The following is a 26,860-nucleotide window of genomic DNA, read 5'->3' as shown; positions in this document are numbered from 1 at the left end:
GCGTCAGCGGGTGGAGACGGGAGTCCGGGCGGCGTCGGTCGGGTGTCGAGCGCGGAGTTGGCGCCGCAGTCCGTCGCTGTTGCGGGGCTGTTCGCCCGACTCGGTCAGGACCTGGCCGGCCCCGTCCGCGCTCAGGCGGTACTCCCGTTCGAACTCCCGGCACGAACGGATGACCGTCCGGTCGTCAGGGCCGTCGGAGTCCGGGTGCGTGGATGTGGTGTCGTCCGACATACGGGTCACCGCCGGGGTTCGACCGTCAGGTCGGTGGCGATCCAGCCATCGCGGTTCGCGGACTCGACAAAGACCGACCGCCCGGGGCAGGTCTCACAGACCACGACGTCGGGAGCGTCGTCGAGTGTCGAGTCCGTTCGGCCGCCCAGGGAGGGGTGTGTGCCAGTGCTCATCGCGATTATTTAGGGTGGCCTAAATTGAAAAATGTGTGGGTTTCGCACCGGAGCCGGCACCGGGTGACGAAACTTAAATACCACCGGCGACGAGGGTGGATACCGAATGCCGGACGCCGACATCGACCGCTCGACGGTCACGGTGCTCGATCTGTTCTGCGGCGGTGGCGGGCTCTCGGAGGGGTTTCTCCAGGCCGGCTACGACGTCGTCGCCGGGGTTGATGTCAGCGAGGACTTTCTCGCGACCCACAGCCACAACCACGACGACGCGCTCGCGATCCGAGCGGACCTCTCGCAGGTCGGCCCCGAGGAGTTCTTCGACACTCACCCGGTCGATCCCGAGACCATCGACGTGGTGATCGGCGGCCCGCCGTGTAAGGGGTTCAGCATCGCAGGCCACCGCGACCCCGACGACGAGCGGAACTACCTCGTCGGGAGTTTCATCGACTACGTTGCGTTCGTCCGGCCCGACGCGTTCGTTATGGAGAACGTCCCCGGAATCAAGTCGATGGCGGGCGGCGACACCCTTCGGTCGATCCTGGAGGGGTTTCGGCAGGCGGGCTACGAGAAACCAGCCTACGAGACGCTGAACGCCGCGGACTACGGCGTCCCTCAGAACCGCCGGCGCGTGATCTTCCAGGGCCGCCGCGACGGGTCGCTGCCGACCTACCCCGACCGGACCCACGGCCCCGCCGAGCAGACCACGCTGACGGGCGAGCGGCTGAAACCCCACGTGACTGTCGGGGAGGCGCTCGCCGGCCGGGACGTGGAGTCGCTCCCGAATCACGAGGTCACCGACCACTCCTCGGACATAGTCGAGCGGATCGCCGGCGTCGACCCCGGCGAGAGCTTGTATGAGAGCTACGGCGACAGTTGGCGCCGGCTCCCGTCGGATGAACCCGCGATCACGATCAAGGAGAACCACAACGCGCCGTTCATCCACCCCGAGGCCGACCGGGTGGGCACGGTCCGGGAGTGTGCGATTCTCCAGTCGTTCCCCGACGACTACGTCTTCCAGGGGCCCAAAAGCACGCAGTTGAAAGTCGTCGGCAACGCGGTTCCGCCGGGGCTCTCGAACGCCGTCGCGGAGGCGCTCGCGGACGACCTCGCGGCGATGCGGGAGGCGGCCGTCGCCGACGGAGAGTGACCCGCGTCACTCCGTTGGCTCCGTCAACGACCCGGTAGTTCAGTTCGGACAAGCACAGAGGTATGGATGGCACCATCGTTCGGGATCCGACCCACAGCGGCGGTGCCCCGGCGAGAGGCTACTCCCGCCGAATCACGTTGTGACTCTCCAGCAACGTCCCCAGTCGCGGCATCGACGCCACCACCGCGTCGCAGGCGGGGCGGACCGCGTCTTTCGGGAGGTAGCCGATCGACAGTCCGGCGACCTCCAGCATCGGGAGGTCGTTGGCGCCGTCGCCGACCGCGATGGATCGAGGGAGCGGGACGTCGAGGTCGTCGGCGAGCGATGCGAGCGCGTCGTCTTTGGTGCCCGTGATGAGCGCCCCCTCAACGCCGCCGGTGAGCCGGCCGTTCTCGGTCGGCAGTCGGTTGGCGACGATGGTGTCGACCGCGACATCCTCGTGCTCCAGTGCGCGCTCTACCCCGCGCTCGAACCCGCCGGTCAGGATCGCGACGTGGTGGCCGGCGTCGCGGAGTCGTTCGATCACGTCGGCGGCGCCGGGGCGCAGCCGCACCTTGTCGAAGGCGGCGTCGGCCTCGGACTCGTCGAGTCCCGCCAGCAGCGACGCCCGCTCGCGGAGGCTCTCGGCGTAAGAGAGCTCGTCGTTCATCGCGCGCTCTGTGATGTCGGCCATCCGGCCGGCGACGCCGGTTCGTTCGCCGAGGAGGACGGTCATCTCCGAGTCCGAGAGCGTCCCGTCGAAGTCGAACGCCACAAGTCGCATACGAGGGGGTGGTCGGCGGAGGGTTTCAAACCACCTATCCCGACCACGCGAGTCGCTAACAGGCCACAGGTGGCCGTATACGCCGAGGAAGAAATGTTTAACCACGGACCACGGAAGGTGAACATGTGAAGGTGGTTATTACTGACCCGATTGACGACGCGGGGATCGAACGCCTCCGCAAGTCGGGTCACGACGTCGAGACGGCCTACGACCTGACCGGCGAGTCGCTGCGGTCGGCGGTCGGCGACGCCAACGCCTTGATCGTGCGCTCCGGAACCGAGGTCACCGACGGGTTGTTTGAGGCCGCTCCGGACCTAGTCATCGTCGGCCGGGCGGGGATCGGCGTTGACAACATCGACATCGACGCCGCTACCGACCACGGTGTCATCGTCGCGAACGCGCCCGAGGGCAACGTCCGGGCGGCCGCCGAGCACACCGTCGCGATGGCGTTCGCCGCCGCGCGGTCGATTCCGCAGGCTCACGCCCGGTTGAAGGCCGGTGAGTGGGCAAAATCCGACTACCTTGGAACCGAACTCAACGGCAAGATCCTCGGGATCGTTGGGCTCGGTCGTGTCGGCCAAGAGGTCGCCAAACGGCTCGACGGGCTCGGGATGGATCTGGTCGCCTATGACCCCTACATCAGCCAGGAGCGCGCCGGCCGGCTGGGCGCGGAGCTCGTTGAGCTGGATGCGTGTCTCGAGTCGGCGGACTTTCTGACCGTCCACACGCCGCTCACGCCCGAAACCGAGAACATGATCTCGACCGACGAACTCGACCTGATGGGTGGGGGGTTCGTGATCAACTGCGCCCGGGGTGGCGTCGTTGACGAGGACGCCCTCGCAGCGGCGGTCGAACGCGGCACGCTCGACGGGGCGGCGATCGACGTCTTCGCCGAGGAGCCGGTCTCGCCGGATAGCCCGCTTGTCGACGTCGACGAGGTCATCGTGACCCCGCACTTGGGGGCGTCGACGGAGGCTGCCCAGGAGAACGTTGCGACCTCGATCGCCGACCAAGTCGACGCCGCGTTCGCGGGTGAGCCGGTTATGAACGCGCTGAACGCCCCCTCGGTCGACGAGAGCGCGTTCCCGCGGATCCGGCCGTATATCGGGCTCGCCGAAACGGCGGGCATCATCGCCGCACAGCTGCTCGATGGCCGGATCTCCGAGATCGAGGTGGCCTACGAGGGCGAGATCGCCGACGAGGAGGTCGACCTCGTGACCGCCTCGGGGCTAAAGGGCGTCTTCGAGCCGCTGGAGTGGCAGGTAAACGCGGTCAACGCCCCACAGATCGCGACGGACCGCGGGATCGACGTCACCGAGTCCAAGCGCCTCCAGTCCGACGACTTCCAAAGTGTCGTGACCGTCCGGGTCGGCAACGACGACGACTCCTTGGAGGTCTCGGGCACGCTGTTTGCGGGCGGGGACCCGCGGATCGTCCGGATCGGCGGCTACCGGGTCGACGCGGTTCCGCACGGGAAGATGCTGGTCGCGCGCAACGCCGACAAGCCCGGCGTTTTGGGCTTCATCGGGTCAGTACTGGGCGATCACGACATCAACATCTCGGGCATGTTCAACTCCCGCCGTGACGAACCCGGCGGGGAGGCGCTCACCGTCTACAACCTCGACGACCCCGTCCCCGACTCGGCGGTGGAGACAATCCTCGACGACGACCGCATGATCGACGTGCGGTATCTCACGCTGAACGGCGACGAGTAGCGAGCGGCGGTCGCGGATCGCTGGGAGCGTCGGCGGGTGCGCCGTCGTCGCGCTGTCCGTCCTGGGTCGCCATCGCGGCGTCCGCCTGCGAGTCCCGCGGCTCCTCGTACTCACACAAGCGACACACCCACGGATCGGCCTCCGTGTGCATCAGCGAGCCACACTCGTCGCAAAGTTTCAGATGCGCCAGAAGTACACGGCTGTCGGATATCTATTGGTTCCCGATCCGTCACGGATTCCACCCGACGGGTCGTACCGATCGGACCGCGGTAGACGGAGCGAGCGGGTCAGGGTCGGTGTGGCGCGTCCGAAGGCAGACACGCCTACTCCGCGCCGATGTGTTCGAGCACCGCAGCAGTGTCGTTCGGGACCGGTTCGGGCTTGTTACCCGCCTCGTAGGCGGCTTCGGGATCCTTCAGGAGGTGGCCGGTGGTGAGACACACCACGTCCTCGTCGGCGTCGACGACGCCCTTGTCGCGGAGCTTCTTCAGCCCGGCAATCGAGGTGGCCGAGGCGGGCTCGACACCGATGCCCTCCTTCGCGAGGTCGCGCTGGGCCTCGGTGATCGCGTCGTCTTCGACCGCCACGGCGGTGCCGCCGGTGCCGCGGATTCCGGGGAGGGCCTTCGGCGCGTTGACGGGGTTGCCGATCCGGATTGCGGTCGCGATGGTCTCGACCTCGTCCCACCGCTCGGTGTCCGCCCACCCGTGTTCGATCGCCTCGACCATCGGCGCCGACCCCGCGGCCTGTGCGCCCGTGAGCTTCGGGACCTCCGCGGGGTCTAAGGCGCCCGACTGGACGAGTTCGCGGAACGCCTTGTACAGCGCGGAGGTGTTGCCCGCGTTGCCGACGGGCAGGACGATCCGGTCGGGGAACCGGCCGTAGTCGTCGCGGAACTGTTCGAGTATCTCGATGCCGATCGTCTTCTGGCCCTCCAGCCGGAACGGGTTCAGCGAATTGAGGAGGTAGACCTCGCCCTGCTGGGCGAGGTCCTGGACGATGTCGAGACACGAATCGAAGTTGCCATCGACCTCCAGGATCCGGGCGTCGTGAAGCGCGGCTTGGGCGACCTTCCCGGCGGCGACCTTCCCGGCAGGCAGGAGCACCAGGGTCTGCATCCCGCCGCGGGCGCCGTACGCCGCCAGCGCCGCGGAGGTGTTCCCGGTCGAGGCACACGCCAGCCGGCCGACGCCGAGTTTTTGGGCGACCCGGACGCCGACGGTCATCCCGCGGTCTTTGAACGACCCGGTTGGGTTCATACCCTCGTGTTTGATCCGGAGGCTCCGGACGCCGGCCGACTCCCGGAGCCGCGGAGCCCGGTGCAGCGGCGTGTCGCCCTCCGGGAGAGAAACCCCCTCGTCGAACGGGAGCGCGGCGTGGTACCGCCAGACGCCGCGGCCCTGTCCGTGGAAGTCCTCAAAGGTCGGTGGGTCGGCGTAGCGGACTTCGAGCAGGTTGCCGTCCGCGCCGGTGTACCGGATCTCGTCGAAGGGGGCGTAGGTCTCGCCCGTCTCGATGTCGGCGAGCCAGACGCCGTCCTCGGCGACGTCGGGCGCGTCGGGGGTCGGCGCGGTGAGTTCGAGGCTCATTGTGGGAAATGTGGCGTTGGGCGGTGAAAAACCGGGCGGTTCGAGTACGGGCCCGCGGGGGCCGGCCAGTGTAGACCCCGTGGCCTCACGACGCCGCCTCCTCGCCATAGTCGTCGATACTCCGGTGAACGCGTTCGACCCACTCGTCTAAGGCGTCGTGGAGCATCGATTTCGCCTCCGGGAGCTCGGTGCCGGTGTACTGGTAGATGTATCCGCCCGAGTCGAGCAACCGGCGCTCACGTTCGGCCAGTCCCTTCTCTATCAGCGTTGTCAACGACCGGTTGATGTTGCTCCGATCACGGTCCAGCACGTCTGCGAGTTCCGCGACGGTGCTCCCTGGGTGGTCCAGCAGGGTGAGGTACGTCCGGCTCTCGTGGGTCTTGATGCCGAACACACACGAGAGGACCTGCTGGAACCTCGGGTCCTCGGCGTCGAGGAGGTCGCTCATCTCCGGCGTGTCGCTCATACCCGGGTATCGCCCCCCGGACGACAAAAATCCGCGGGCGGCGGCAGTTCCGGGCGGTCGGATCCCACGGACGCGAACGCGGTCGTCGCGTTGCCGGGCTACGCCTCGCGGGCATACCCCATCCGCTCGATACACCCGATCATACCCTCGGGATCGGGGTGTTTGTGGAGCGTCGTCGGGGTGTCGCAGTAGTACGTCTCGCCGTCGTGACGAAGCGAAACCTCGTGGGTCCCACCCAGGAGTTCCGCCTCAACCACGATGCGGCGCCCGTCACGGAGCGTCTCGACGATCTCCGCTGCGGTCAGCTCACCCGATTCGACCCGGAGTGGCGTGGGCATACCCGCCGGTTCGTTGCCGATGAGTATGATACTGTTGTGTGTCGGAGGGCAAGCGGGTGCCACTGTGCGTGGCCGAGTCCTCGTGAGCGGTGAGCGGTAGCCGACCGCAGTGCGCCGTCTCAGTTCGTCGTCGACCGGGACCGGTCGTCGGATTCCGGGGGTTCGACGCCCTCTGCGGCCTCCGCGGTCCCGGTCTGTTTTTTCGTGTCGACGTGCCACCGCGTCACCGTGTCGTCGAACTCGCCGAGACGGGTGCTGACCTCGTCTTTGAGGTCGTCGTCGTTGATGTTCACCTCGAAAATGAACGCAACGCCACCTTCTCCGCGGGTTGACTTCTGGATGTTGGCGCTCACGAGTTCGTTGTCGAAGTAGTACGGGGCGATCTGGGTCATCACCCGCTGGTAGACCGTGTTCTCGACGCGGCGGAGCGCTCGGCGGCCGGCCGAGTCGGCGGCGCGGGCGACGTACCCCAGCGACTCCGACCACCGCTCGACCGCCTCGTCGCTGTCGCCGTTCTCGACGTGCTCATACGACTCCGAGAGGCGCTCGCCCGCGGTCTGGAGGTCCTCATCGGGTCCTTTCCCCGCCTTTTCGCCTTCGCCCTCGGCGACGCTGGCCTGCTCGGCGGTCTTCTCGCCCACGTCCTCCCGGAGGCGTTCGTGCGACTTTGGCCGCCACTCGTCCCATTCCTCGAATGCGTCGCTGTCGACATCGGCGTCGCGGAGCGCGCGGGTGATCCGTTCGCCGTGCTCGACAACGTCACCCCACGCGCCCCGAATTTTGAACCCGGAGACACTCTCTTCCATCGTCTCAGGAAACGTACGAACGGCGGAATATAAAGATCTACCCCGAGTGTCGGCGTCACACAAAGGCGTGACTCGGTGGGGGTGGTGTCGGCGTGGAACCGACGACGAAAGAGCGTTGACCGCACCCGGGAGGCTTTTACTCCGACCCGGAATGTAATCCGGTATGGGATACGACGTAGTGGACAGCCAAGCGGTGCGCCCTGCGGATGGTCGGCCGTGTGAACTCCGCCGGCTGACCGCGGCGACCGACCTGTCGGACCTCGCGGTCAACCGCTACCGCGCGGAACCGGGCGAACAGCTCCCTCTGAACTACCACTACCACGACGAGCAGGAGGAGGCGTTCTACGTCCTCAGCGGGACGCTCGCTGTGGAGACACCCGGCGGGACACACGTCGTTCCGTCGGGGTCGGTGTTCGCCGCGACGCCGGAGTCGCCCCACCGGGCGCACAACCCCGCCGACGCCGACGCGGCGGTCGAGGTGCTGGCGGTCGGCACACCCACCGACGACGCCGTCCATCAGTACGAGCCGGCTGCCGACGGGCCCGACAGCGGCGGCGACGGGGGTGCCTGACGATGCCCATCGAGGATCGTGACGACGCGTACCTCATCACCCACGCGCTGGCGAAAGACACCCTTTCGCGGCTCCGCGACACCGACACCGAGCAGGTGGCGTTCCGGAAGGGGCTGGTGAAACTCGGCCGGATCTGCGGCTACGAGATCATCGACGGAGCCATGGAGACCGAGTATGTGGCCGTGGAGACGCCGCTCACCGAAACCACCGGCGAGCGCGTCCGCGGACTGGGGAACGTCGTCATTATCAACGTGCTCCGCGCGGCGACGCCGTTCGTGGAGGGGCTGCTGAAGGCGTTCCCCCGCGCGAAACAGGGCGTCATCTCGGCCGGCCGGGACGAGAGGGCTGGAATGGACGACGACGGCGGGTTCCCGATCACCATCGACTACGTGAAGCTCCCGGAGATCTCCCCCGAGGACACTGTGATCGTGGCAGATCCGATGCTCGCGACTGGATCGACGATGACGGCGGTCCTCGATCACGTGCTCGGCTCCTCGGACGTCGACCCCACCGACGTATTCGTGTTGTCGGCGGTCTCGGCGCCGGACGGGCTGCTCCGGGTGGACAAGGAGTTCCCGCAAGCGGACCTCCTGACGGTCGCGATCGACGAGTACCTCGACGACGACGGCTACATCGTCCCCGGGTTGGGCGACGCCGGGGATCGGGCGTTCGGGACGAAGTAGTCAGGCACCGGACACGAACACCTTTGATGACGCGTGACACACGGAGACGTATGGCCGGAACCGAGCCCTGCGACGGCTGCGGCACGCCAACGGAAGACCCGCTCGCGCGGACGGTCCAGCTCCGGGTCGACCGCTCGGAGGTCGACAGCCAGCGGCTGTGTCCCGAGTGTTTCGCCGATTGGATCGAGGAGTACCGGACGCGGATGCAGCCCGGAGCAAAGAAACCAACAGTCGACACCGACGCGGACATCATCGTCGACTGATCCGGGAACCCGGGCGGATGGATCCTCCGAGTCACCCGGGTTGGGAGGTCGGGGTCAGACCGCGACCGGGGCCCGATACCGACGGTCGGTGTTCTCGTAGATCGCGACGTACGGCTCCCCGGTGTCGTCGGCGGGGCACGCCGACGTGCGCTCGACCGCGACGGTCTCACCGGTGGCGTTGGCGGCGTTGAGGTACAGATGGGGCGGGTAAGTTTTCGAGGAGAATCCCAGGACGTGGCCGTTGTATCCGTCGTCGACGTTCAGGTTCGCTCTGACCGGCGGGCGTTCCGTCGCCCCCGGTTCGGCGGGACGGTGATCTCGCTCCAGTCACCCGCAGCGCAGGCCTCGTAGTGTGGGGTGTCGACCCGCTCGGGCAGCGGGGTCGGGTTGGTGACCACGACCGAGGCGGCGACGGGGTTCTGTCGTGCGTTGTCGGTGACCTCGATCCGGGTCTCGGGGCTGAGTTCGTACGCGAGGCCGCCGGTGACCACGTCAACGACGAGAATCGCGATTGCAACTGTCGTGAGCACACCGAAGAGCGCGGTCGCGGTTCGACCGGAAACCGGCCGGTTCGCGTTGTCGAGGCGAGCCCGAAGCCCGAACAGCGCGGCCGCGATCCCGAGGAAGCCGAGCACCGCCGCCCCGCTACCGAGGTCAAGGGTGTTCACGACGTCGACGAAGACGCCGACTATCGAGACCACGACGACGCCGTAGCCGAGGAAGGTCTGCTGGCGGTCGTGGGTGCGCTGGGTGATCGCGACGACCCGGACAGGAACGCCACGACGACCGCAAACTCCGTGACCGGGGAGTGGCCGAGATCAACGTTGAAAACGAACACCAACACGGCGACGGTCGTGAGCACCGCTACCGCGGTGTTGAACAGCGTCTCGGAGTCGATGTCGACTATGCGCTCGGGTTCGGCAGCCACCCGCAAATATCCGGGGGAGGAACAAAGCGACACGCTGGTCTCGTTCCGAACCGCAACCGCGTCAGCGTTCGATCGTCGCCCGGCCGCTGGTGGCGCTCCGGATCCGGTCACGGATCTCCGCGGCTTCGTCGACTGCGACCCGGACCGCGAAGGAGACATCGGCCTCGTAGGCCGACTCGAACTCGGTGTCGGCGCTCTCCAGCAACCCGCGGACAACCCCGGAGTCGTCGTAGGTGACTGTCACCTCGAAGCGTTCGTGGGGGACCGCCTCAACCACGCCCGCGTCGTCGACAGCGTTTGTGATGGCTCTGGCGTACGCGCGGGCCAGGCCGCCGACGCCGAGGTTGGTCCCGCCGTAGTACCGGACCACGACCCCCGCAACGTTCCGGAGGTCCCGCTGGACCAGGACGTTCAGCGCCGGGTTGCCCGCCGACCCCGTCGGCTCGCCGTCGTCCGACTGGTACTCCCGGAGCATCGGCGAACCTCGCTCGGATCCGGTTGTTGTCGCGACCCCGCCCGCTTTGATCCCGCCCGTTCCGCTGCCGTCGGCCGGGACCCGATATGCGGGCACATGATGGGTCGCATCGGGGTGTTGCGACCGGACCGATTCCAGGAGTGATTCGGCGTCGTCGGGGCCGGTCGCGGGGGCGACGTAACCGATGAATTCGGACCCGCGGACCTCGAACGCCGCCTCACCCGGGGCGTCGACGGTCCGGAAGGAGGTTGGAGAGTCTGGGTTCGTAGGTGGGTCGCTCACAACCGGTGGTAGTCGACGGAGCGGTCAAAAGGGTTCGCGTCGCGGTGGGTCCGGAGTCCGTCCCCGCGGTTACGGAAGTGCGAGGAGAACGCCCTGCGCTTCGGGGCGGGGATGAATCCGACACTCGATAACGCAATCCGCTGACGATAGCACGGCCTGATATTCAAACAGAGAGTCCCATAGCGTATCCGTTACATTAGTAACGGTCACGTGACCGTCACCGCGAAGTTCCGCGATCCCCCCTCCCCCTCTCACGGAGACAAGGGTGGCAACACGCCTCTCGGTTCTACAAATAATCAAGATGAGTGCCTCAGGGCTTGACCCCGAGGCGATTTATCGGTCGATCGTGGTCAGCGACCGGAGGATGTCGCCGTACGCCGGCCGGGTGATCAAGACTCCCACCACTACGCCGAGGATGGTGAAGATCGCAAAGCCCTGGAGGTCGCCGAGCGACAGGATCGCGAGCGGCGACATAGCGATGATGGTGGTCGCGGCCGCGGCGCCGATCACCCAGAACGCCTTCCGGAACCGCGATTGGAACACCCGCCTGGAGTTGATCTTACCCTCCGCCATCACTTCGTCGGCGATGATGATGAGGTCGTCCACCCCAGTCCCGATGACGGCGATGAACCCCGCGATCACCGACAGATCGAGTGGGTAACCGATCCCCGCCGCAAACCCGAGCAGGATCACGACCTCCGAGAGCGCGGTCACAACCATCGGCGCGGCGACCTTGATGTCCCTGTATCGGACGAACACCGTGGCGCTGACCGCGAGCACCGCGATGATCCCGGTGATGAGCGAGTTGGTCCGGAAATCCGACCCCTGGCTCGGAGAGATGAACGACGTCGTCCCGCCGCTCTCCTCGGAGAAGTCGAGTTGTGCCGGGAGCGCGCCGGCGCGGAGGTTGATCGAGACCTCCTGAGCCTCCGAGACGTTTGTGGTCTGCAGCTGGAACACGGGGCTATCAGCCCACCCACCGGTCCGCAGGTTCTCCGCGAGGCCAGGGCTCATGCCGAAGGCGTTGGTCACCTCGCCGTTGACCACGAGCAGCAGACACGGCTCGGTGCTGCTCGGATCGACCTGGTAGGTACACCGCGTGCCGCCCTGCTGTGCGAGCCCTGAATCGCGCATCGACTGCTGAAACTCCGGCGCGACCGACTCCGAAACCGTCACGGGGACGTACGGGCCACCCGATCCGTCCTGTGCGGTCCCGATGCTCTGGAAGTCCTCCTGCTGGAGGACGGTGTCGCGGGTGTAGTTCCCGTCGTTCGCGGGGTAGTACGCCTCGATTACGACCGTCCCGCGCTCGCTGACGAGTTGGCGGACCGACGAGGCGTCCTGGTTGGGTGCCTCGACGAGGACGAAGTTGTCACCCTGGGCGGTGGTGACCTCCTGGACGGTGCCGCCGGAGAGCCCCGCCTCGTTGATCTTGTTCTCCAGGATCCGCACGACCTCCTGCCGTGTGGTCTCGGTGACGCCCTCGCGGGTGGTCTCGTAGCCGTAGCCGGCGGCGTTGAGTGCGGCAGCCAACTCGTCGGTGGTGAGGCCTTCGGCGGTCACCTCGACGGTGTCGCTCGTCTCCGACCCCGGTTGTGGTTGGGCGGTGTCTTGGCCCCCGGCCGGCCGCCCGCCGAAGCGGGCGATCACGTCGGCGGGGCCGGCGCCGTCGATCTCCGCAGCAACCTCCTGTTCGACGACTCGTCGGTCGGTTCCGCCGAAGTCGACGCCCTCGGCGGTGACGCCGACCAGCGGCGCCCGCACGCGGGTGCCACCGGAGAGTTCCAGCCCGTACTGGAGGTTCGTCACGCTCCCCTGCGCGGCGACGTCATCGCCGGAACCAGGGTCGTCGGGCCCCAGCGTGGGCGAAAAGAGCGCGAACACCGAGATCAGGAGGAACACGACGAGCAGGATCACCCGCCAGTTTTCCCTGATCGCCACCATCAGCGGGCGACCCCCCTGAACTTGTACCATCGAAGCAGACTGAGGTTCAGCATGTACGTGTTCATGAGGTCGGTCACGAGTCCGAAGACCAGCACCGTCCCGATCGCGGCCAGAAGCTGAATCCCGAACACCGTCGCGGCGATCGTCATCACGATCATGGCCGTGATCGACGTCAGCGTCATCGTCACACCGGTCCGCATGGCGCGGTCGGTCGACTCGTAGAAGTCACCCGACCGCCGGAGGATGTGGTTGTTCAACAGGATGTCGGAGTCGACCGAGTACCCGATCAACATGAGGAGCGCGGCGACAGTCCCCAAGGAGAGTTCGATCCCGAGGAGGTTCATGAGCGCTAAGGGGACCACGATGTCGGAGAACGCCGAGATCACGACCGCGATCGACGGGACGAACACGCGGAACATGGCGAAGACGAGGAGGCTCATCCCGAGGAACGCCACCCCGAGTCCGCCGAGCGCCAGGGTCTGGGTGTCGGCGCCGAAACTGGCCGACACCGACGAGATCGACCGCACGTCGAGCCCGGCGGCATCGGCTTGTTGCTCCAACTCCGCGGCCCCGCCGGACTGGAAGGTGATCACGTAGACGCTCTGCGCCGGGACCGACCGGATGGATTCGGGCTCGGCGTCGAACGCCGTCCGGATCTCCTCTTCGGCCGCCGCCTCGGGGCCGTCGATCGCGACTTGGACCTCCGTGCCGCCGGTGAACGCGATCCCCTGGTTCACCGGGACGCCGGTCATCACGAACCAGCCCGCGATGATGAGGATCGCAACCGCCAGCACGGCCAGCGGGATCGCCGCGAGCTGACGGTTCGTGTACCGGGTGTAGTCGACCTCCGGTACGGTGAACTCGATCATAACCACCGGTGGAGAGTCCCGCCGAATAAGCCTTCTTATGACGTTCGCGCGGACGAGCGGTCGCACACCCGGCAAACACCCGTCGCCGGCGGCGTCCGCCTCAACGCCTGGAAGCTATTTATGTACTGACCCGCGTGTGTGACACAATGGCAAGCGGGACCGAGACCCAACTGGAGCGGACGCTGGGATTCAAAGAGGCGTTGATGATCGGCGTCGGGACGATGATCGGCGCCGGAATCTTCGTCCTACCGGGTGCGGCGGCCGGACTGGCCGGGCCAGGGTCGTCGATCGCGTTCGTCGCCGCGGGCGCGATCGCGATGCTGACCGCGCTGTCGGCCAGCGAACTCGCGACCGCTATGCCGGCCTCCGGGGGGCCGTACCATTTCATCAACAAGGGGCTGGGACCGCTGTTCGGCTCCATTGCGGGGCTGGGGAACTGGCTCGGGTTGGCTTTCGCGACCGCCTTCTACGCGGTCGGGTTCGGCAACTACGTCGACCCCCTGGCGGCGAGTCTGCATCTGGACCTGGGTGTCGTGGCCGCGGTGCCTCTGAGCGGGCCGCAGATCGGTGGACTAGCCGCCGCGACCGCGTTCATCGCGCTCAACTACCTCAGCACCGACGGAACCGGCGACCTCCAGAACGTGATCGTGATCGTGCTCCTCGGCATCCTCGGGGCGTTCATCGCGCTGGGGGCGACTCAGGTGCAACTCTCGGAGGTCACCCCCATCTTCCCGCAGGGGTCGGGGCCGGGCGCGGTCCTGCCGACGACCGCTCTGGTGTTTGTCTCGTACCTGGGCTTCGCGCAGGTGGCGACCGTCGCGGGCGAGATCAAGGAGCCGGGGAAGAACCTCCCGCGGGCCATGGTCGGCGGGGTGGTGCTCGTGACGACCATCTACGCGGTGTCGATGCTGATTCTCCTCGGTGTGGTCCCGCTTGAGGCGGTCGCGGGCGAGGGGACCGCGATCGCGATCGGTGCCCGCGCCGTCTTCGGCGGGTTCGGCATCGGCGTGATCGGGGTGGGGTTGCTGACGTTCGGCGGGCTGTTGGCCACGGCGTCGTCGGCCAACGCGTCGGTGTTGTCGGCCTCGCGGATCAACTACGCCATGGGCCGCGACGGCCTGATGGACACCCGGCTCTCGGAGATCCACGACCGGTACAACACCCCCTATCGCTCCATCGTGCTGACCGGCGCACTCATTCTGGTGTTCATTGTCGCCGGCCGGGTCAACGCCCTCGCGAAGGCCGGGAGCGTCCTCCACCTGCTCGTCTACGGGCTGTTGAACGTCTCGCTCATCGTGATGCGGGAGACCGACGCGACGGGGTACGACCCCAGCTTTGCGGTGCCCGCCTACCCCGTTGTGCCCGCCCTTGGGGCGCTGCTGTCGTTCGCGCTGATCGGGTTCATGGACCCACAGCAGATCCTGCTGGCCGGTGGGTTGGTGGTCGGCGGCATCGTCTGGTACTTCGTGTACGTCCGGAAACGGATCGACGACACCAGCGCCTTAGCGCGGTACCGCTCCCCGCCCGCCGTCGAGGTTGAGGTTGATGTCGACTTCGACATCGGCGCGGGCGACGACGCGCCGGCGACCCGCGGCGGTGACACCGATGACTGATACGGCTGGCTGCCGTCGGCGAAACAACCACGAGCGGCCGACGCGGCTCGGAGGGTCCCACACATGCTAGACGATCCCACACTGCTCATCCCGGTCGACGCATCGGAGCCCGACGACCCCGCTCTGGAACTGGTGGAACTGCTCCGCCCGCTCCGGATCGTGGTCCTGGGATACTACCCGGTTCCCGACCAGGCGGCGCCCCAACAGCTCAGCGAGGAGTACGAGGACGAGGCGACGGCGGCTCTGGAGGCGTGTGCCCGGCGGTTCGCCGACGCGGGCGTTGAGGTCGAGTCGGTGCTCGTGTTCACCCGCGACCGGGTCCAGACCGTCGACCGGGTCGGAAACGAGTACGGGTGCGACGCCGTGCTCACCACCGGCGCGGTCGGGTCGCTGAACCACATCCTGGTGTCGCTGAAGGACGAGACGAACATGTTCCGCGTGCTCGAGGTGGTGCGACTGGTGATGATGGCGGGCGACCCCGAGGTGACGCTGTTCCACGCCGAGAGCGTTGAGCGGGGCAGCGCACGCTCCGAACTCTACCTCCGGGGGGCGACCGACTGGCTGGTCGATCGGGGGCTCGACCGCGACGCCATCACCTGGGTGGAGCCCACCGCCGAGACCCAGGAGAGCGAACTCCGTGAGCTGGCGGGCGACCACGACTTCATCGTGCTGGGCGAATCCGAACCGAGCGTCCGCGAGCGCGTGGTCGGTGATCTGTCGAACCGGGTCCACGACCGAACCGGCAAGCCGGTTCTCACGGTCCGGAGGGAGCGGTGACAATGCGAGAGTCCGCGCCCACGGTTCTGGTCCCGGTCGACGTCTCCGGCGACGAGCGTCCGGATCCCGACCTGCTTGCGCTGCTTCGCCCCGCGAAAGTCGTCCTCGTCGGGTGGTACCCCGTCCCCGACCAGACCGCCCTAGAACAGATGCAGGCCGAACACGAGGAGGCGGCCGTCGCGCGCATCGAAGACGTCGCGGCCGAGTTCCCCGAAGACACCGACGTGGAGACGCTCGTGGTGTTTACCCGCGACCGAACGGAGACGGTCGACCGCGTCGCCGACGACTACGGCGCCGCGGTTGTGGTGATCCCGGAGGAAGTCCGGGTGGTCGAGCGGGTGCTTGTGCCGGTCCGCGGCGACGTAAACCTCGACCGGGTCCTGTCGGTCGTGGCGGCGCTTCTACACGAGAGCGAGGCGTCGGTCACGCTGTTCCACGCCGCCCCCGCCGGCGACGAGGACCCGAGCGTCGGGACGACGCTGCTCTCGGGCGCGGCCGACCGACTCGCGGATGCTGGTATCGACGACAACCGCATCGACACCGTCGCCGTCGAGAGCGACACGCCGATCGACGACATCGTTGACGCTGCCACGAACCACGACGTGCTCGTCCTCGGCGAGTCCGAGCCGTCACTCGTGGCGCAGATCCTGGGGGACGCGCCGTCGAGGATCATCCGGGAATCCGGGCGGCCGGTCCTGGTCGTTCGGGACGTCGAGTAGGCGGCCGAACCGCCGGTTCGACGGCGTGTCACGACGAGTCCTCTCACGATCTCCCGCCGAACGCCACCCCCGTTGGCGGCGCCCGGGGGTAAGAGACGGGAGTACGCATCAGGGCATGTACCGCACCGAGACCACGCCCGGTTCCGACCGGATCTCGACCCGATCAACCCCGAGTCGGGCGGCCCGTGCGCGCAGTTGGTCCGCGTCGTCGAGGACGTCTTCGACGGCGTCGTCGGTGCCGTCCTCGGGGACGGCCAGCACGTGCACCTCGCCCGTGCCGGCCCGTGGCTCCCGTGTGAGGTCGCCGACAGCCTGGTCGGCCGCGAGGTCGACCGAGTGTGCGGTCGGCGGCTCGGGGCTCCGGTCGACCGGCACCGACCACCGGGAGTCGATCTTGACCAACTGATACGAGACGTTCATCGGCGGGTCGGGCGCGACGACCCCCTCAACGACGTCGCCGTGTTCGACGCCCGGGTTCGACGAGAGGGTGTGCACCTGGCCGGTATCGACGTTCCGAAGCACCGCCGACGACTCCTCGGCTGCCGTGACGAGAAAGAGCCCCTCGGTGCGGTCGTCGCCGTCGGAATCGGCCGGATTAGAGCCGTCGGAATCGGCCGGATTAGAGCCGTCGGAGTCGGCCGGATTAGAGCCGTCGGAATCGGCCGGATTAGAGCCGTCGGAATCGGTCATCACCGCCGGATAGACCGTCACATCACTTCGGAGTTTCGTCGAGTGCGCCGGCGTCGTGGCCCGGCCGGTGCGTCGGCTCAGTCGAACAGCCGGTGTGCGACGCCGACGAGTGCCGCGCCGACGAGCGGGACGGTCCACGCGAACACGGGAGGAATCGCATAAAGCGCGGCGACAACCGGCGCGAACGCGCCGCCCGGCGGCGGCCGGGTCACCGTTTCTGAGTCGAGGGTGAACGTCTCGGGCATAGACGCCACGATGCCGAGGTAGATCGAGAGGAGAAACACGAACCCCGCGGCCGCGAGCGCCGCCTCGTGGCGTTTCGAGCTGTTGCTCCCGCGTCGGCGCCGGCGGGCGACGAGCAGGATCGGCGCGATCGCGGGCAGGACAACGAGGAGGCCGACCACGACGTAGAACGACCGCGAGAGGGTGAGCGACCCGCCCTGGACCGCGGCGGTCTGGCCGATCAGCACAATCAGAGCGGCGCCGACGAACAGCGCGATCAGTACGATTGCGAGCGCGCTCGCGACGACGTAGAGCTTGAACAGCCGCGATTCGCTCTCGCGGAACGCGTAGGGGAACGCGCCGAAGACGCCGTCGTACCCGGATGCCATCGCCCGGCGTTGGAGCCGGGGCGGTTTGAACGGAGCGATCCGGGGCTGCGACGGATCGGGCGTCGGCGGTCCCCGACCGACCGCTTTTTGCCGGGGCGCGCCGGTGCTGTAGCCATGTATGTCGACCTCGGCAGCGCTCTCGACGCCACGCCGGGCGTCTCGCGGGACTCGTTGGAACGACTCGACGACCAGGTGGCGACCGCCCACGACCGGATCGAGGCGGGTCGAAACGACCACGACCACGGCTACGCCGCGCTGAACCTCCCCGCGCGTGTCGACCTCGACGCCATTCGGTCGGCGGTCGCGCCGTTCGCCGACGCCGAGGCGGTCTTGACCGTTGGGATTGGCGGGAGCGGCTTGGGCGCGGCCACACTCGCGAACGCACTCGCCGGGCCCGACGACCCCGACGCGTACGTCCTCGACAACGTCGACCCCGAGCACGTCGCGCGCCTCCTCGACTCCCTCCCGTTAGCGCGGACCGCGGTCAACGTCGTCTCGAAGTCCGGCACCACCGTCGAGACCCTGTCGAACTTCCTCGTGGTCCGTGAGGCGATGGCCGACGCCGGGGTCGACTGGACCGACCGGACACTCGTGACCACCGGCGAATCGGGGAACCTCCGGCAACTGGCCGACGCGCACGACCTCCCGTTGCTGTCCGTCCCGGACGGCGTCCCCGGACGGTTCTCGGTGCTGTCGTCGGTCGGGCTGGCGGTCGCGGCGATCCAGGGCCACGACCTCGACGCGATCTGCGCGGGCGCCGCTGACACCGCCGACGGGCTGTCCGGGTCACTGTTCGAGACGCCCGCGTACGCTTACGGAGCGGCCACGTACGCGCTCGCGGCCCGCGGCGCGACCACGAACGTTATGATGCCGTACGCCGAGCGGCTGGAGACGTTCGCGGAGTGGTTCGCCCAGCTGTGGGCCGAGAGCCTGGGGAAAGACGGGCTCGGACAGACCCCGGCGCGGGCGCTGGGCGCGACCGACCAGCACTCCCAGCTCCAGCTTTACCGCGCCGGTCCGCGGGAGAAGGTGGTGACGCTGCTGCGACCCACTCACCGACCCGACCGGCCGATCCCCGAGACCGACCTCGACGGCCTCTCATACCTTGGGGGATCGACGTTGGGCGACCTCATTGACGCGGAGTTCGGGGCGACCGAGGCGAGCCTGGCGGCGTCGGGTGTGCCGGCGATCAGGGTGGAGATCGATGGCGTCGACGAGCGGAGCCTCGGTGCGCTGCTCTACGGGATGGAGGCGGCGTGCGTGCTCTACGGGGAGCTTGCGGGAGTCTCGACGTTCACACAGCCGGCGGTCGAGTGGGGGAAACGCGCCGCCCGCGGACTGCTCGGCGGCGGCGACGTCCCGGCGGCCGAGGCGGTTGAAGACCGGGCGAGTCTGCGTATCGACCCTTGACATCCTCCCCCGCTAAACCACGGGGCTTTCTCCTTGATTTTCCGTAACTCGGATGTCGTGGTCGGAGCCAGCGATCTTCGACTGCCGGCCGATCCGCTGCCTCCGAGAGCCGACCGGGCCCCGATCCGCGGTGGCCGACCCACCCAGCCACGGGCGGGGCTGGAAGGGGCCGAGCGGTCGCGGGCGGGCTTTCGGAGCCTCCGTCTCGGTCACAGTAGCACGGTCGCCGGAACAGCTTTAATACCGAGGCCCCTTGGAATAGCCAACACGGGCGTCAGAACACCCCGTGACGGTGAGCCGCGCTTTTCAGATCCGCGGTTGGCAAGGGTTAAATGGCTCCTCCCACAACGGGTCTGTAGTATCCCGTGACAACTTCTTCCCCACCAACCACCGCTCACACCCAGACATGGTAGACGTAAGCCAACACGAACTCGTCCCGGAGCACACGCTCGTCGAGGAATCGGAAGTCGAGTCGGTGTTGTCCGAATACGACATCAAGCGCGCCGAACTCCCCAAGATCAAGCGCACGGACCCGGCGATGCCCGACGAGGCGGCGGTCGGCGATGTCGTCAGGATTGTCCGCGACTCCCGGACCACCGACAAAGCCGTCTCCTACCGGCTGGTGATCGAATGAACCGAGAGGACCGACGCGTTGTCTCCAGGGAGTATTTCTCGGAGGAACGCCTCGCAGAACACCACTTCCGCTCGTTCAACAACTTCCTCGAGCGGGGAATGCAGGACGTCGTCACCGAGAAGGAACGCATCGAGACCGACATCGGCGACAAGGAGGGCGAAGAGCCCGTTTTCGTCGAACTCGGTGACGTCCGTGTCGAGACCCCGCGCGTCAGAGAAGCCGACGGCTCCGAGGAACTGCTCTTTCCCCAGGAGGCCCGGCTCCGGAACATCACCTACGCCGCGCCGGTGTTCATGGAGATGTCCATCGTCCGCGGCGGCGAGGACGAAGAGGAGATGGTGGTCGACACCACCGAGACCAAGGTCGGTCGGATGCCGGTTATGGTCGGCTCTACGAAATGCAACATCGCGGGGCTCACCGACGAGGAGCTCATCGAGATCGGCGAGGACCCCGTTGACCCCGGAGGGTATTTCATCGTCAACGGGTCCGAGCGGGTGCTCATGACGAGTGAGGACCTCGCACCCAACAAGATCCTCGCCGAATACGACTCCAAATACGGCGACGAGATCCAGGTCGCAAAGACCTTTTCCCAGCGGCGTGGCTACCGCGCGCTCGTGCTGTGCGAGCGGAACCGCGAGGGGCTATTGGAGGTGTCGTTCCCCTCGGTTTCGGGCTCCGTGCCGTTCGTGACGCTCGTGCGGGCGCTCGGGCTCGAATCCGACGAGGAGATCGTCCACCGCGTCTCCGACGACCCCGAGATCGTGAAGTTCATGCTCGAGAACCTGGAGGAAGCCGACGTCCAGACTGAGCAGGCCGCGATCGAGACCCTTGGTGAGCGCGTCGCCGGCGGTCAGGGCAAGAACTACCAGCTGAAACGCGCGAACTACGTCATCGACCGGTACCTCCTGCCGCACCTCCACGAGGACGGCGTCGACGACGAGGACGTCCGGATAAACAAGGCGTACTACCTCTGCCGGATGGCGGAAGCGTGCTTCGAGCTCGCGTTGAACCGCCGCGAGTCCGACGACAAGGACCACTACGCCAACAAGCGGCTGAAGGTCTCTGGGGACCTCATGCGCGACCTGTTCCGGACCGCGCTGAACAAGCTCGCACGCGATGTGAAATATCAGCTCGAACGGGCGAACATGCGGAACCGCGACCTCACGGTCAACACGGTGGTTCGCTCGGACGTGCTGACCGAGCGGCTCGAGCACCCGATCGCGACGGGCAACTGGGTCGGCGGCCGCTCGGGCGTCTCCCAGCTGGTCGACCGGACCGACTACATGGGCGTGCTCAGCCACCTGCGTCGGCTTCGGAGCCCGCTGTCGCGGTCGCAGCCGCACTTCGAGGCGCGGGACCTCCACGCGACCCAGTGGGGTCGCATCTGTCCCTCCGAGACCCCCGAGGGGCCGAACTGCGGGCTGGTGAAGAACTTCGCGCAGGCGATGGAGCTCTCACAGAACATCGAGGACGAACAGGGACTCAAGCGCGAACTGGCGTCGATGGGCGTCGAAGGCATCCCCGGTATCGAGGGGACGACGGCGGCGGACACACCCGCGGACGACTAACATGGCTCAGGCACAACGAGAGGCGAAAGTCTACGTCAACGGCAGTCTGATCGGGACGCACCCCGATCCAGAACAGCTCGCAGAACAGATCCGGGAGGCGCGCCGCCGCGGCGACGTCTCGGAGATGGTGAACGTCTCGGTGAAGGATCGGACCCGGGAGGTCATTGTCAACGCCGACGCCGGCCGTGCGCGTCGCCCGCTGATCGTGGTTGAGGACGGCGAACCCCTGCTCGGCGACAGCGAGATCGAGGCGGTCGAATCCGGCGCGGTCGACTTTGAGGATCTCGTCGAGCGCGGCTACGTAGAGTTCATCGACGCCGAGGAGGAAGAAGACATCTACGTCGCCGTCGACGAGGCCGAAGTGAACGAGGACCACACCCATCTTGAGATCGACCCGCAGTTGATCTTCGGGATCGGCGCGGGCATGATTCCGTACCCCGAACACAACGCCTCCCCCCGGATCACGATGGGCGCGGGGATGATGAAGCAGTCGCTTGGGCTGCCCGCGGCCAACTACCGGATCCGGCCGGACACTCGCCAGCATCTCCTTCACTACCCTCAGCTGTCGATGGTCAAGACCCAGACCACAGAACAGATCGGGTTCGACGAGCGGCCGGCGGCACAGAACTTCGTCGTCGCCGTCATGAGTTACGAGGGGTTCAACATCGAGGACGCGCTGGTGATGAACCAGGGGTCGGTCGACCGCGCGATGGCCCGCTCGCACTTCTTCCGGACCTACGAGGGCGAAGAGCGACGCTACCCCGGCGGCCAGGAGGACCGCTTCGAGATCCCGAGCCAGGACGTCCGCGGCGCCCGCGGTGAGGACGCCTACACTCACCTCGACGAGGACGGCCTCGTCAATCCTGAAACTCGTGTCGACGAGAACTCCGTGCTGCTCGGCAAGACGTCGCCGCCGCGGTTCCTCGAAGAGCCCGACGACATGGGCGGGCTCTCCCCGCAGAAGCGACGGGAGACTTCGGTCACGATGCGCTCGGGCGAGTCGGGCGTCGTCGACACCGTGACGCTGATGGAGGGCGAGGACGGCTCCAAGCTAGCGAAGGTGTCGGTGCGGGACCAGCGGGTCCCCGAGCTCGGCGACAAGTTCGCGTCCCGCCACGGCCAGAAGGGGGTCGTGGGCCACCTCGCGCCCCAGGAGGACATGCCGTTCACCGAGGAGGGCGTCGTGCCCGACCTCGTGTTGAACCCCCACGCGCTGCCGTCACGGATGACGGTCGGCCACGTCCTGGAGATGCTGGGGGGGAAAGTCGGCTCTCTGGAGGGGCGCCGCGTCGACGGCACCGCCTTCCAGGGCGAAGACGAGGAGGAACTCCGGGGGGCCCTGGAGGATCGCGGGTTCAAATCCTCCGGGAAGGAGGTCATGTACTCGGGCGTCACCGGCGAGAAGATCGATGCCGAAATCTTCGTCGGGACCATCTTCTACCACAAGCTCTACCACATGGTGAGCAACAAGCTGCACGCCCGCTCCCGCGGGCCGGTGCAGGTGCTCACGCGCCAGCCAACCGAAGGTCGCGCCCGCGAGGGCGGCCTCCGGCTGGGCGAGATGGAGCGCGACACCGTGATCGGCCACGGCGCGGCGATGGTGCTGCAGGAGCGCCTGCTCGACTCCTCCGACAAGGAGACGGTGTACGTCTCCGCCGACACCGGGATGGTCGCGGTCGAGGACCGCGGCCAGCGCCGGATCTACGACCCCGTCACCGGCGACGAGGACGACATCCACGAGATCGAGATCAGCTACGCGTTCAAGCTCCTGCTCGACGAGATGATCGCGCTCGGCATCCGGCCGCGACTGGACCTCGAGGACGCAGTCTAATTCAACAATGTCAACACAGACACCAAAGGAGATCGGATCCATCCAGTTCGGGTTGATGGACCCGGAGACGTACCGCGACATGTCCGCCACGAAGATCATCACCGCGGACACCTACGACGACGACGGCTACCCCATCGATATGGGGCTGATGGACCCCCGGCTCGGCGTCATCGACCCGGGGCTGGAGTGCCGCACCTGCGGGTCGCACTCGGGGTCGTGCAACGGCCACTTCGGCCACATCGAGCTTGCGGCGCCGGTGATCCACGTCGGGTTCACGAAGCTCATCCGGCGGCTCCTCCGGTCGACGTGTCGGGAGTGCGGTCGGCTGTCGCTCACCGCCGAGGAGCAAGCGGAGTTCCGCGAGGGACTGCAGCGCAACGCGGAACTCGGCGAAGACTGGACCGACGTGCTCAAAGCCGCGGTCCGACAGGCCCGGAAGGCCAGCCGGTGTCCCCACTGCGGCGCACCGCAGCACGACATCAAACACGAGAAACCGACCACGTATTACGAGGTCCAAGACGTGCTCGCTGGCGATTACTCCGAGCGGATCGCCTCCGCGATGCAGCCCGACGACGACGGCGAGGGCGGGCGCTCCCCGCAGGCGCTCGCCGAGGAGTCCGGCCTCGACGTGAGCCGGGTCAACGACATCCTCTCGGGGGAGTTCCGGCCGGTCGGCGACGACCGGAAGAAGCTCGAAAAAGCGCTCGATCTGGATCTGACCGAGGAGGACATGAACAAGCTCATGCCCTCGGACATCCGCGACTGGTTCGAGGACATCCCCGACGACGACATCGAGAGCCTGGGGATCGACCCCGAGCGGTCCCGTCCCGAGTGGATGATCCTCACCGTGCTTCCGGTGCCGCCGGTCACCGCGCGGCCGTCGATCACGCTGGACAACGGCCAGCGCTCCGAGGACGACCTGACCCACAAGCTGGTCGATATTATCCGGATCAACCAGCGATTCATGGAGAACCGCGAGGCGGGCGCGCCCCAGCTGATCATTGAGGACCTTTGGGAACTGCTCCAGTACCACGTCACCACGTTCGTCGACAACGAGATCAGCGGGACGCCGCCGGCGCGGCACCGCTCCGGCCGGCCGTTGAAGACGCTCTCACAGCGCCTCAAGGGCAAGGAGGGACGGTTCCGCGGGTCGCTGTCGGGCAAGCGCGTCAACTTCTCCGCCCGGACCGTGATCAGTCCGGACCCGACGCTGTCGCTGAACGAGGTCGGGGTGCCCGAGCGGGTCGCCCGCGAGATGACCCAGACCATGAACGTCTCCGAACGGAACGTCGACCAGGCCAGACAGTACGTCCAGAACGGCCCCGAGGGCCACCCCGGCGCCAACTACGTCAAGCGGCCGGACGCTCGCCGGCTGAAGGTAACCGAAAAGAACTGCGAAGAACTCGCCGAGAAGGTCGGCCCCGGGTGGGAGGTCAACCGCCACCTGATCGACGGCGACATCGTGATCTTCAACCGCCAGCCGTCGCTCCACCGGATGTCGATCATGGCCCACGAGGTGGTCGTGATGCCGTACAAGACCTTCCGGCTCAACACCGTCGTCTGTCCGCCGTATAACGCCGACTTCGACGGCGACGAGATGAACATGCACGCCCTACAAACCGAGGAGTCGCGGGCGGAGGCCCGCGTTCTGATGCGGGTCCAAGAGCAGTTGCTCTCCCCCCGATTCGGCGAGAACATCATCGGTGCGATACAGGACCACATCTCCGGAACCTTCCTCCTGACCAACGGCAACCCCGAGTTCACGGAGACACAGGCGCTCGACCTCCTGCGGGCGACGAGCATCGACACGCTGCCGGCGCCCGCCGGCGAGACCGAGGCGGGCGACCCCTTCTGGACCGGCCGCCAGCTGTTCAGCGAACTCCTGCCGGACGACCTGAACCTCGAGTTCACGTCGTCGGCGGGCGACCAAGTGGAGATCGTGGACGGCCAGCTTAGGTCGGGCACCATCGACGAGGACGCTGTCGGGGCGTTCGGCGGCGAGGTCGTCGACACGCTCGCGAAGCTCCACTCGAAGACGCGGGCTCGCGTGTTCGTTAACGAGGTCGCGTCGCTCGCGATGCGGGCCATCATGCACTTCGGGTTCTCGATCGGCATCGACGACGAGTCGATTCCGGACGAGGCCGTCGGGCTCGTGGACGAGGCGATCGGCAACGCCTACGCGGACGTTCAGGAACTCATCGAGATCTACGACGCCGGTGAACTGGAGTCGCTACCCGGCCGGACGGTCGATGAGACCCTGGAGATGAAGATTATGCAGAAACTCGGGAAGGCACGCGACTCCGCCGGCGAGATCGCCGAAGACCACTTCCAGGACGACAACCCGGCGGTGGTGATGGCCCGCTCCGGCGCGCGTGGGTCGATGTTGAACCTCACCCAGATGGCCGGGTGCGTCGGCCAGCAGGCGGTTCGCGGCGAGCGGATCAACCGCGGGTACGAGGACCGCACCCTCAGCCACTACCAGCGCAACGACCTCTCGGCGGAAGCCCACGGCTTCGTGGAGAACAGCTACCGGGGCGGGCTCACCCCGCGAGAGTTCTTTTTCCACGCCATGGGCGGCCGCGAGGGGTTGGTCGACACGGCGGTCCGGACCTCGAAGTCCGGCTACCTCCAGCGGCGGCTGATCAACGCGCTCTCGGAACTCGAAGCGCAGTACGACGGCACCGTCCGCGACACCTCGGGGACGGTCGTGCAGTTCGAGTTCGGCGAGGACGGCACCTCGCCGGTGAAGGTTTCCTCCTCGGAGGACAACCCGGTCGACGTCGAGACCGTCGCCGACCGCATCCTCGACGCGGAGTTCGACTCCGAGGTCGAGAAAGAGCAGTTCCTCGGCCGGCAGGAGGATCCGACCAACATTTCGGAGTACGCCGGGCCGGGGCTTGACAAGGCCCAGAGCCTGGAGGTGGAGTCCGATGACTGAGGCGTACGACTACGTTGACGACGACATCGAGGCGATCGTCCGCGATTACAACCTCCCGGAGAGCCTCAGACACCGGATCTACGAGACCATCGAGGAGCGCGAGGGCGTCACCCTCGACCAGGCCGACGAGATCGCGCAGGCGATCTCCTCGCGCTACGAGGACTCCCGCGTCGACGCCAACGACCCAGTCGGGACGGTGTCGGCGCAGTCGATCGGGGAGCCCGGTACTCAGATGTCGATTCCGGCGGACGAGGGGGTCGTCGTCCGCCGTGATGGCGAGACCGATATCGTCGAGATCGGTCCCTTCGTCGACACGCTGCTCGATGGACGGGAGATGCGCGCCTTCGACGACCACGAGGTCGCACTCGCCCCCGACGGGATCGAGGTTCCGAGCCTCGGATCCGACGAGCAGGTCCGGTGGCAACCCGTCGAGGAGATCAGCCGCCACGAGACGCCCGACGAACTGCTTCGGTTCGAGCTGGAATCCGGACGGACGGTCCGGGCGACGAAAGCCCACTCGTTCGTGACGCGACGGGACAACGAGGTCGTTCCCGTCGAAGCCGACTCGCTCGGGTGCGGTGATGTACTCCCGACCATCGGGTCTTTCGACAGAACGGCCGGGAGCATCGAGCTTCCGCTCGGCTCCGATTGGACGTTCGCGTCGGACGGCGGAATCAAGACGGGATCCACGAGCGAACCCGACAACCGAATCGGTGGTGCTGTTTGGGACCGCATCGAATCCGTCGAGACGATCGAGAGCGACTACGGGCACGTCTACGACCTCTCGGTCGAGGGGCTGGAGACGTTCACGACGGCTGAGGGCGTG

At 67.2% G+C, this 26,860-nt stretch carries 27 protein-coding genes and 2 pseudogenes; 14 read left to right on the top strand and 15 right to left on the bottom strand.

Going from position 1 to position 26,860, the window contains the following annotated elements; all coding sequences use genetic code 11:
* Positions 1-3: 3 nt before the first annotated feature.
* Together IEX72_RS08650 and IEX72_RS08645 are read right to left on the bottom strand one after the other, a co-directional pair.
* Positions 4-231, bottom strand: a complete 228-nt coding sequence (locus IEX72_RS08650; protein ID WP_188786974.1) for a hypothetical protein — start codon at positions 229-231, stop codon at positions 4-6.
* A 5-nt stretch (positions 232-236) separates the two neighbouring features.
* On the bottom strand, positions 237-404 hold the full coding sequence (locus IEX72_RS08645; protein WP_188786973.1) for a hypothetical protein: 168 nt from the start codon (positions 402-404) through the stop codon (positions 237-239).
* 106 nt (positions 405-510) lie between these two features.
* Between IEX72_RS08645 and IEX72_RS08640 the strand changes: the two genes are divergently transcribed.
* The gene (locus IEX72_RS08640) at positions 511-1,551 is read left to right on the top strand and encodes a DNA cytosine methyltransferase (protein ID WP_188786972.1); all 1,041 of its coding nucleotides are present in this window, start codon (positions 511-513) and stop codon (positions 1,549-1,551) included.
* Between the two features lie 118 nt (positions 1,552-1,669).
* Here IEX72_RS08640 and serB read toward each other — a convergent pair whose 3' ends face one another.
* Positions 1,670-2,314 carry a phosphoserine phosphatase SerB gene (serB, locus tag IEX72_RS08635; protein ID WP_188786971.1) on the bottom strand — a complete coding sequence of 215 codons (645 nt, stop codon included), beginning with the start codon at positions 2,312-2,314 and terminating at the stop codon, positions 1,670-1,672.
* A gap of 125 nt (positions 2,315-2,439) precedes the next feature.
* Between serB and serA the strand changes: the two genes are divergently transcribed.
* The gene (serA, locus tag IEX72_RS08630) at positions 2,440-4,029 is read left to right on the top strand and encodes a phosphoglycerate dehydrogenase (RefSeq protein WP_188786970.1); all 1,590 of its coding nucleotides are present in this window, start codon (positions 2,440-2,442) and stop codon (positions 4,027-4,029) included.
* 16 nt (positions 4,030-4,045) lie between these two features.
* Here the strand turns inward: serA and IEX72_RS08625 are convergent.
* The 5 genes and pseudogenes from IEX72_RS08625 to IEX72_RS08605 form a co-directional block, all read right to left on the bottom strand.
* A pseudogene (locus IEX72_RS08625) lies at positions 4,046-4,210 on the bottom strand (DNA-directed RNA polymerase subunit M); the annotation flags it as partial.
* Between the two features lie 142 nt (positions 4,211-4,352).
* A complete protein-coding gene (gene thrC / locus IEX72_RS08620) occupies positions 4,353-5,618 on the bottom strand; it encodes a threonine synthase (protein ID WP_188786969.1) in 1,266 nt (421 codons plus the stop codon).
* 85 nt (positions 5,619-5,703) lie between these two features.
* The gene (locus tag IEX72_RS08615; protein WP_188786968.1) at positions 5,704-6,084 is read right to left on the bottom strand and encodes a helix-turn-helix domain-containing protein; all 381 of its coding nucleotides are present in this window, start codon (positions 6,082-6,084) and stop codon (positions 5,704-5,706) included.
* A 98-nt stretch (positions 6,085-6,182) separates the two neighbouring features.
* A complete protein-coding gene (locus IEX72_RS08610) occupies positions 6,183-6,422 on the bottom strand; it encodes a hypothetical protein (RefSeq protein ID WP_188786967.1) in 240 nt (79 codons plus the stop codon).
* Positions 6,423-6,541: 119 nt separating this feature from the next.
* Positions 6,542-7,228, bottom strand: coding sequence for a DUF5828 family protein (locus IEX72_RS08605; protein ID WP_188786966.1), 687 nt, complete (start codon positions 7,226-7,228; stop codon positions 6,542-6,544).
* A 163-nt stretch (positions 7,229-7,391) separates the two neighbouring features.
* On the opposite strand from IEX72_RS08605, the gene IEX72_RS08600 reads away from it, so the two are divergent.
* Genes IEX72_RS08600 through IEX72_RS08590 form a run of 3 tightly spaced genes read left to right on the top strand, consistent with a single transcriptional unit; the run spans position 7,392 to position 8,745 of the window.
* A complete protein-coding gene (locus tag IEX72_RS08600) occupies positions 7,392-7,799 on the top strand; it encodes a cupin domain-containing protein (protein WP_188786965.1) in 408 nt (135 codons plus the stop codon).
* Between the two features lie 2 nt (positions 7,800-7,801).
* Positions 7,802-8,482, top strand: a complete 681-nt coding sequence (gene upp / locus IEX72_RS08595) for a uracil phosphoribosyltransferase (RefSeq protein WP_188786964.1) — start codon at positions 7,802-7,804, stop codon at positions 8,480-8,482.
* 50 nt (positions 8,483-8,532) lie between these two features.
* Positions 8,533-8,745, top strand: coding sequence for a DUF7569 family protein (locus IEX72_RS08590; RefSeq protein ID WP_188786963.1), 213 nt, complete (start codon positions 8,533-8,535; stop codon positions 8,743-8,745).
* 260 nt (positions 8,746-9,005) lie between these two features.
* On the opposite strand, the gene IEX72_RS08585 is transcribed toward IEX72_RS08590, so the two are convergent.
* From IEX72_RS08585 to secF, 5 genes are all read right to left on the bottom strand, one after another.
* On the bottom strand, positions 9,006-9,446 hold the full coding sequence (locus tag IEX72_RS08585) for a hypothetical protein (RefSeq protein ID WP_188786962.1): 441 nt from the start codon (positions 9,444-9,446) through the stop codon (positions 9,006-9,008).
* Positions 9,434-9,673: a hypothetical protein gene (locus tag IEX72_RS08580; protein WP_188786961.1), complete on the bottom strand. Its 240-nt coding sequence runs from the start codon at positions 9,671-9,673 to the stop codon at positions 9,434-9,436. The genes IEX72_RS08585 and IEX72_RS08580 overlap by 13 nt, the downstream gene beginning before the upstream one ends.
* Positions 9,674-9,734: 61 nt before the next feature.
* A complete protein-coding gene (locus tag IEX72_RS08575; protein ID WP_188786960.1) occupies positions 9,735-10,430 on the bottom strand; it encodes an IMPACT family protein in 696 nt (231 codons plus the stop codon).
* Positions 10,431-10,763: 333 nt separating this feature from the next.
* A complete protein-coding gene (locus IEX72_RS08570; protein ID WP_188787003.1) occupies positions 10,764-12,374 on the bottom strand; it encodes a preprotein translocase subunit SecD in 1,611 nt (536 codons plus the stop codon).
* Entirely contained in the window at positions 12,374-13,243 is an 870-nt protein-coding gene (gene secF, locus IEX72_RS08565) for a protein translocase subunit SecF (protein WP_188786959.1), read from the bottom strand. Before secF ends, IEX72_RS08570 begins: the two co-directional genes overlap by 1 nt.
* Before the next feature lie 146 nt (positions 13,244-13,389).
* Between secF and IEX72_RS08560 the strand changes: the two genes are divergently transcribed.
* The 3 genes from IEX72_RS08560 to IEX72_RS08550 all read left to right on the top strand — a co-directional run bounded on the left by IEX72_RS08560 (position 13,390) and on the right by IEX72_RS08550 (position 16,352).
* Positions 13,390-14,856 (top strand): APC family permease, encoded by a 1,467-nt coding sequence (locus IEX72_RS08560; RefSeq protein ID WP_188786958.1) that lies wholly within the window; start codon positions 13,390-13,392, stop codon positions 14,854-14,856.
* A gap of 63 nt (positions 14,857-14,919) precedes the next feature.
* Positions 14,920-15,633 (top strand): universal stress protein UspA, encoded by a 714-nt coding sequence (locus tag IEX72_RS08555; protein ID WP_188786957.1) that lies wholly within the window; start codon positions 14,920-14,922, stop codon positions 15,631-15,633.
* 2 nt (positions 15,634-15,635) lie between these two features.
* Positions 15,636-16,352 (top strand): universal stress protein, encoded by a 717-nt coding sequence (locus IEX72_RS08550; RefSeq protein WP_229663794.1) that lies wholly within the window; start codon positions 15,636-15,638, stop codon positions 16,350-16,352.
* Positions 16,353-16,460: 108 nt separating this feature from the next.
* On the opposite strand, the gene IEX72_RS08545 is transcribed toward IEX72_RS08550, so the two are convergent.
* Together IEX72_RS08545 and IEX72_RS08540 are read right to left on the bottom strand one after the other, a co-directional pair.
* The gene (locus tag IEX72_RS08545) at positions 16,461-17,042 is read right to left on the bottom strand and encodes a DUF5812 family protein (RefSeq protein ID WP_229663793.1); all 582 of its coding nucleotides are present in this window, start codon (positions 17,040-17,042) and stop codon (positions 16,461-16,463) included.
* 77 nt (positions 17,043-17,119) lie between these two features.
* Positions 17,120-17,653 (bottom strand): hypothetical protein, encoded by a 534-nt coding sequence (locus tag IEX72_RS08540; protein ID WP_188786955.1) that lies wholly within the window; start codon positions 17,651-17,653, stop codon positions 17,120-17,122.
* Between the two features lie 114 nt (positions 17,654-17,767).
* On the opposite strand from IEX72_RS08540, the gene IEX72_RS08535 reads away from it, so the two are divergent.
* From IEX72_RS08535 to IEX72_RS15660, 6 genes and pseudogenes are all read left to right on the top strand, one after another.
* Positions 17,768-19,063 (top strand): glucose-6-phosphate isomerase, encoded by a 1,296-nt coding sequence (locus IEX72_RS08535; protein WP_188786954.1) that lies wholly within the window; start codon positions 17,768-17,770, stop codon positions 19,061-19,063.
* A 406-nt stretch (positions 19,064-19,469) separates the two neighbouring features.
* Complete coding sequence (locus IEX72_RS08530; protein ID WP_188786953.1) at positions 19,470-19,697, top strand: DNA-directed RNA polymerase subunit H; 228 nt, start codon at positions 19,470-19,472, stop codon at positions 19,695-19,697.
* Entirely contained in the window at positions 19,694-21,265 is a 1,572-nt protein-coding gene (locus tag IEX72_RS08525) for a DNA-directed RNA polymerase subunit B'' (protein WP_188786952.1), read from the top strand. The genes IEX72_RS08530 and IEX72_RS08525 overlap by 4 nt, the downstream gene beginning before the upstream one ends.
* 1 nt (position 21,266) lies before the next feature.
* On the top strand, positions 21,267-23,096 hold the full coding sequence (gene rpoB / locus IEX72_RS08520) for a DNA-directed RNA polymerase subunit B (protein ID WP_188786951.1): 1,830 nt from the start codon (positions 21,267-21,269) through the stop codon (positions 23,094-23,096).
* A gap of 7 nt (positions 23,097-23,103) precedes the next feature.
* Positions 23,104-26,034 carry a DNA-directed RNA polymerase subunit A' gene (locus tag IEX72_RS08515; protein ID WP_188786950.1) on the top strand — a complete coding sequence of 977 codons (2,931 nt, stop codon included), beginning with the start codon at positions 23,104-23,106 and terminating at the stop codon, positions 26,032-26,034.
* Positions 26,027-26,842, top strand: a pseudogene (locus IEX72_RS15660) (DNA-directed RNA polymerase subunit A''); the annotation flags it as partial. The gene IEX72_RS08515 and the pseudogene IEX72_RS15660, both read left to right, overlap by 8 nt.
* Positions 26,843-26,860 lie beyond the last annotated feature (18 nt).

This window comes from Halobellus salinus (genome assembly GCF_014646875.1).
In the GTDB taxonomy this organism is placed as follows: Archaea; Halobacteriota; Halobacteria; order Halobacteriales; family Haloferacaceae; genus Haloquadratum; species Haloquadratum salinum.
Note: the sequence above shows the minus strand (reverse complement) of the source record. Positions and strands in the feature narration are given on the sequence as shown.

Bases quoted from the DNA above. Each gene is read 5' to 3' on its own strand.
- IEX72_RS08650 (WP_188786974.1), bottom strand. From the start codon at position 231: ATGTCGGACGACACCACATCCACGCACCCGGACTCCGACGGCCCTGAC.
- IEX72_RS08645 (WP_188786973.1), bottom strand. From the start codon at position 404: ATGAGCACTGGCACACACCCCTCCCTGGGCGGCCGAACGGACTCGACA.
- IEX72_RS08640 (WP_188786972.1), top strand. From the start codon at position 511: ATGCCGGACGCCGACATCGACCGCTCGACGGTCACGGTGCTCGATCTG.
- serB (WP_188786971.1), bottom strand. From the start codon at position 2,314: ATGCGACTTGTGGCGTTCGACTTCGACGGGACGCTCTCGGACTCGGAG.
- thrC (WP_188786969.1), bottom strand. From the start codon at position 5,618: ATGAGCCTCGAACTCACCGCGCCGACCCCCGACGCGCCCGACGTCGCC.
- IEX72_RS08615 (WP_188786968.1), bottom strand. From the start codon at position 6,084: ATGAGCGACACGCCGGAGATGAGCGACCTCCTCGACGCCGAGGACCCG.
- IEX72_RS08610 (WP_188786967.1), bottom strand. From the start codon at position 6,422: ATGCCCACGCCACTCCGGGTCGAATCGGGTGAGCTGACCGCAGCGGAG.
- IEX72_RS08605 (WP_188786966.1), bottom strand. From the start codon at position 7,228: ATGGAAGAGAGTGTCTCCGGGTTCAAAATTCGGGGCGCGTGGGGTGAC.
- IEX72_RS08600 (WP_188786965.1), top strand. From the start codon at position 7,392: ATGGGATACGACGTAGTGGACAGCCAAGCGGTGCGCCCTGCGGATGGT.
- upp (WP_188786964.1), top strand. From the start codon at position 7,802: ATGCCCATCGAGGATCGTGACGACGCGTACCTCATCACCCACGCGCTG.
- IEX72_RS08590 (WP_188786963.1), top strand. From the start codon at position 8,533: ATGGCCGGAACCGAGCCCTGCGACGGCTGCGGCACGCCAACGGAAGAC.
- IEX72_RS08570 (WP_188787003.1), bottom strand. From the start codon at position 12,374: ATGGTGGCGATCAGGGAAAACTGGCGGGTGATCCTGCTCGTCGTGTTC.
- secF (WP_188786959.1), bottom strand. From the start codon at position 13,243: ATGATCGAGTTCACCGTACCGGAGGTCGACTACACCCGGTACACGAAC.
- IEX72_RS08560 (WP_188786958.1), top strand. From the start codon at position 13,390: ATGGCAAGCGGGACCGAGACCCAACTGGAGCGGACGCTGGGATTCAAA.
- IEX72_RS08555 (WP_188786957.1), top strand. From the start codon at position 14,920: ATGCTAGACGATCCCACACTGCTCATCCCGGTCGACGCATCGGAGCCC.
- IEX72_RS08550 (WP_229663794.1), top strand. From the start codon at position 15,636: ATGCGAGAGTCCGCGCCCACGGTTCTGGTCCCGGTCGACGTCTCCGGC.
- IEX72_RS08545 (WP_229663793.1), bottom strand. From the start codon at position 17,042: ATGACCGATTCCGACGGCTCTAATCCGGCCGATTCCGACGGCTCTAAT.
- IEX72_RS08540 (WP_188786955.1), bottom strand. From the start codon at position 17,653: ATGGCATCCGGGTACGACGGCGTCTTCGGCGCGTTCCCCTACGCGTTC.
- IEX72_RS08535 (WP_188786954.1), top strand. From the start codon at position 17,768: ATGTATGTCGACCTCGGCAGCGCTCTCGACGCCACGCCGGGCGTCTCG.
- IEX72_RS08530 (WP_188786953.1), top strand. From the start codon at position 19,470: ATGGTAGACGTAAGCCAACACGAACTCGTCCCGGAGCACACGCTCGTC.
- IEX72_RS08525 (WP_188786952.1), top strand. From the start codon at position 19,694: ATGAACCGAGAGGACCGACGCGTTGTCTCCAGGGAGTATTTCTCGGAG.
- rpoB (WP_188786951.1), top strand. From the start codon at position 21,267: ATGGCTCAGGCACAACGAGAGGCGAAAGTCTACGTCAACGGCAGTCTG.
- IEX72_RS08515 (WP_188786950.1), top strand. From the start codon at position 23,104: ATGTCAACACAGACACCAAAGGAGATCGGATCCATCCAGTTCGGGTTG.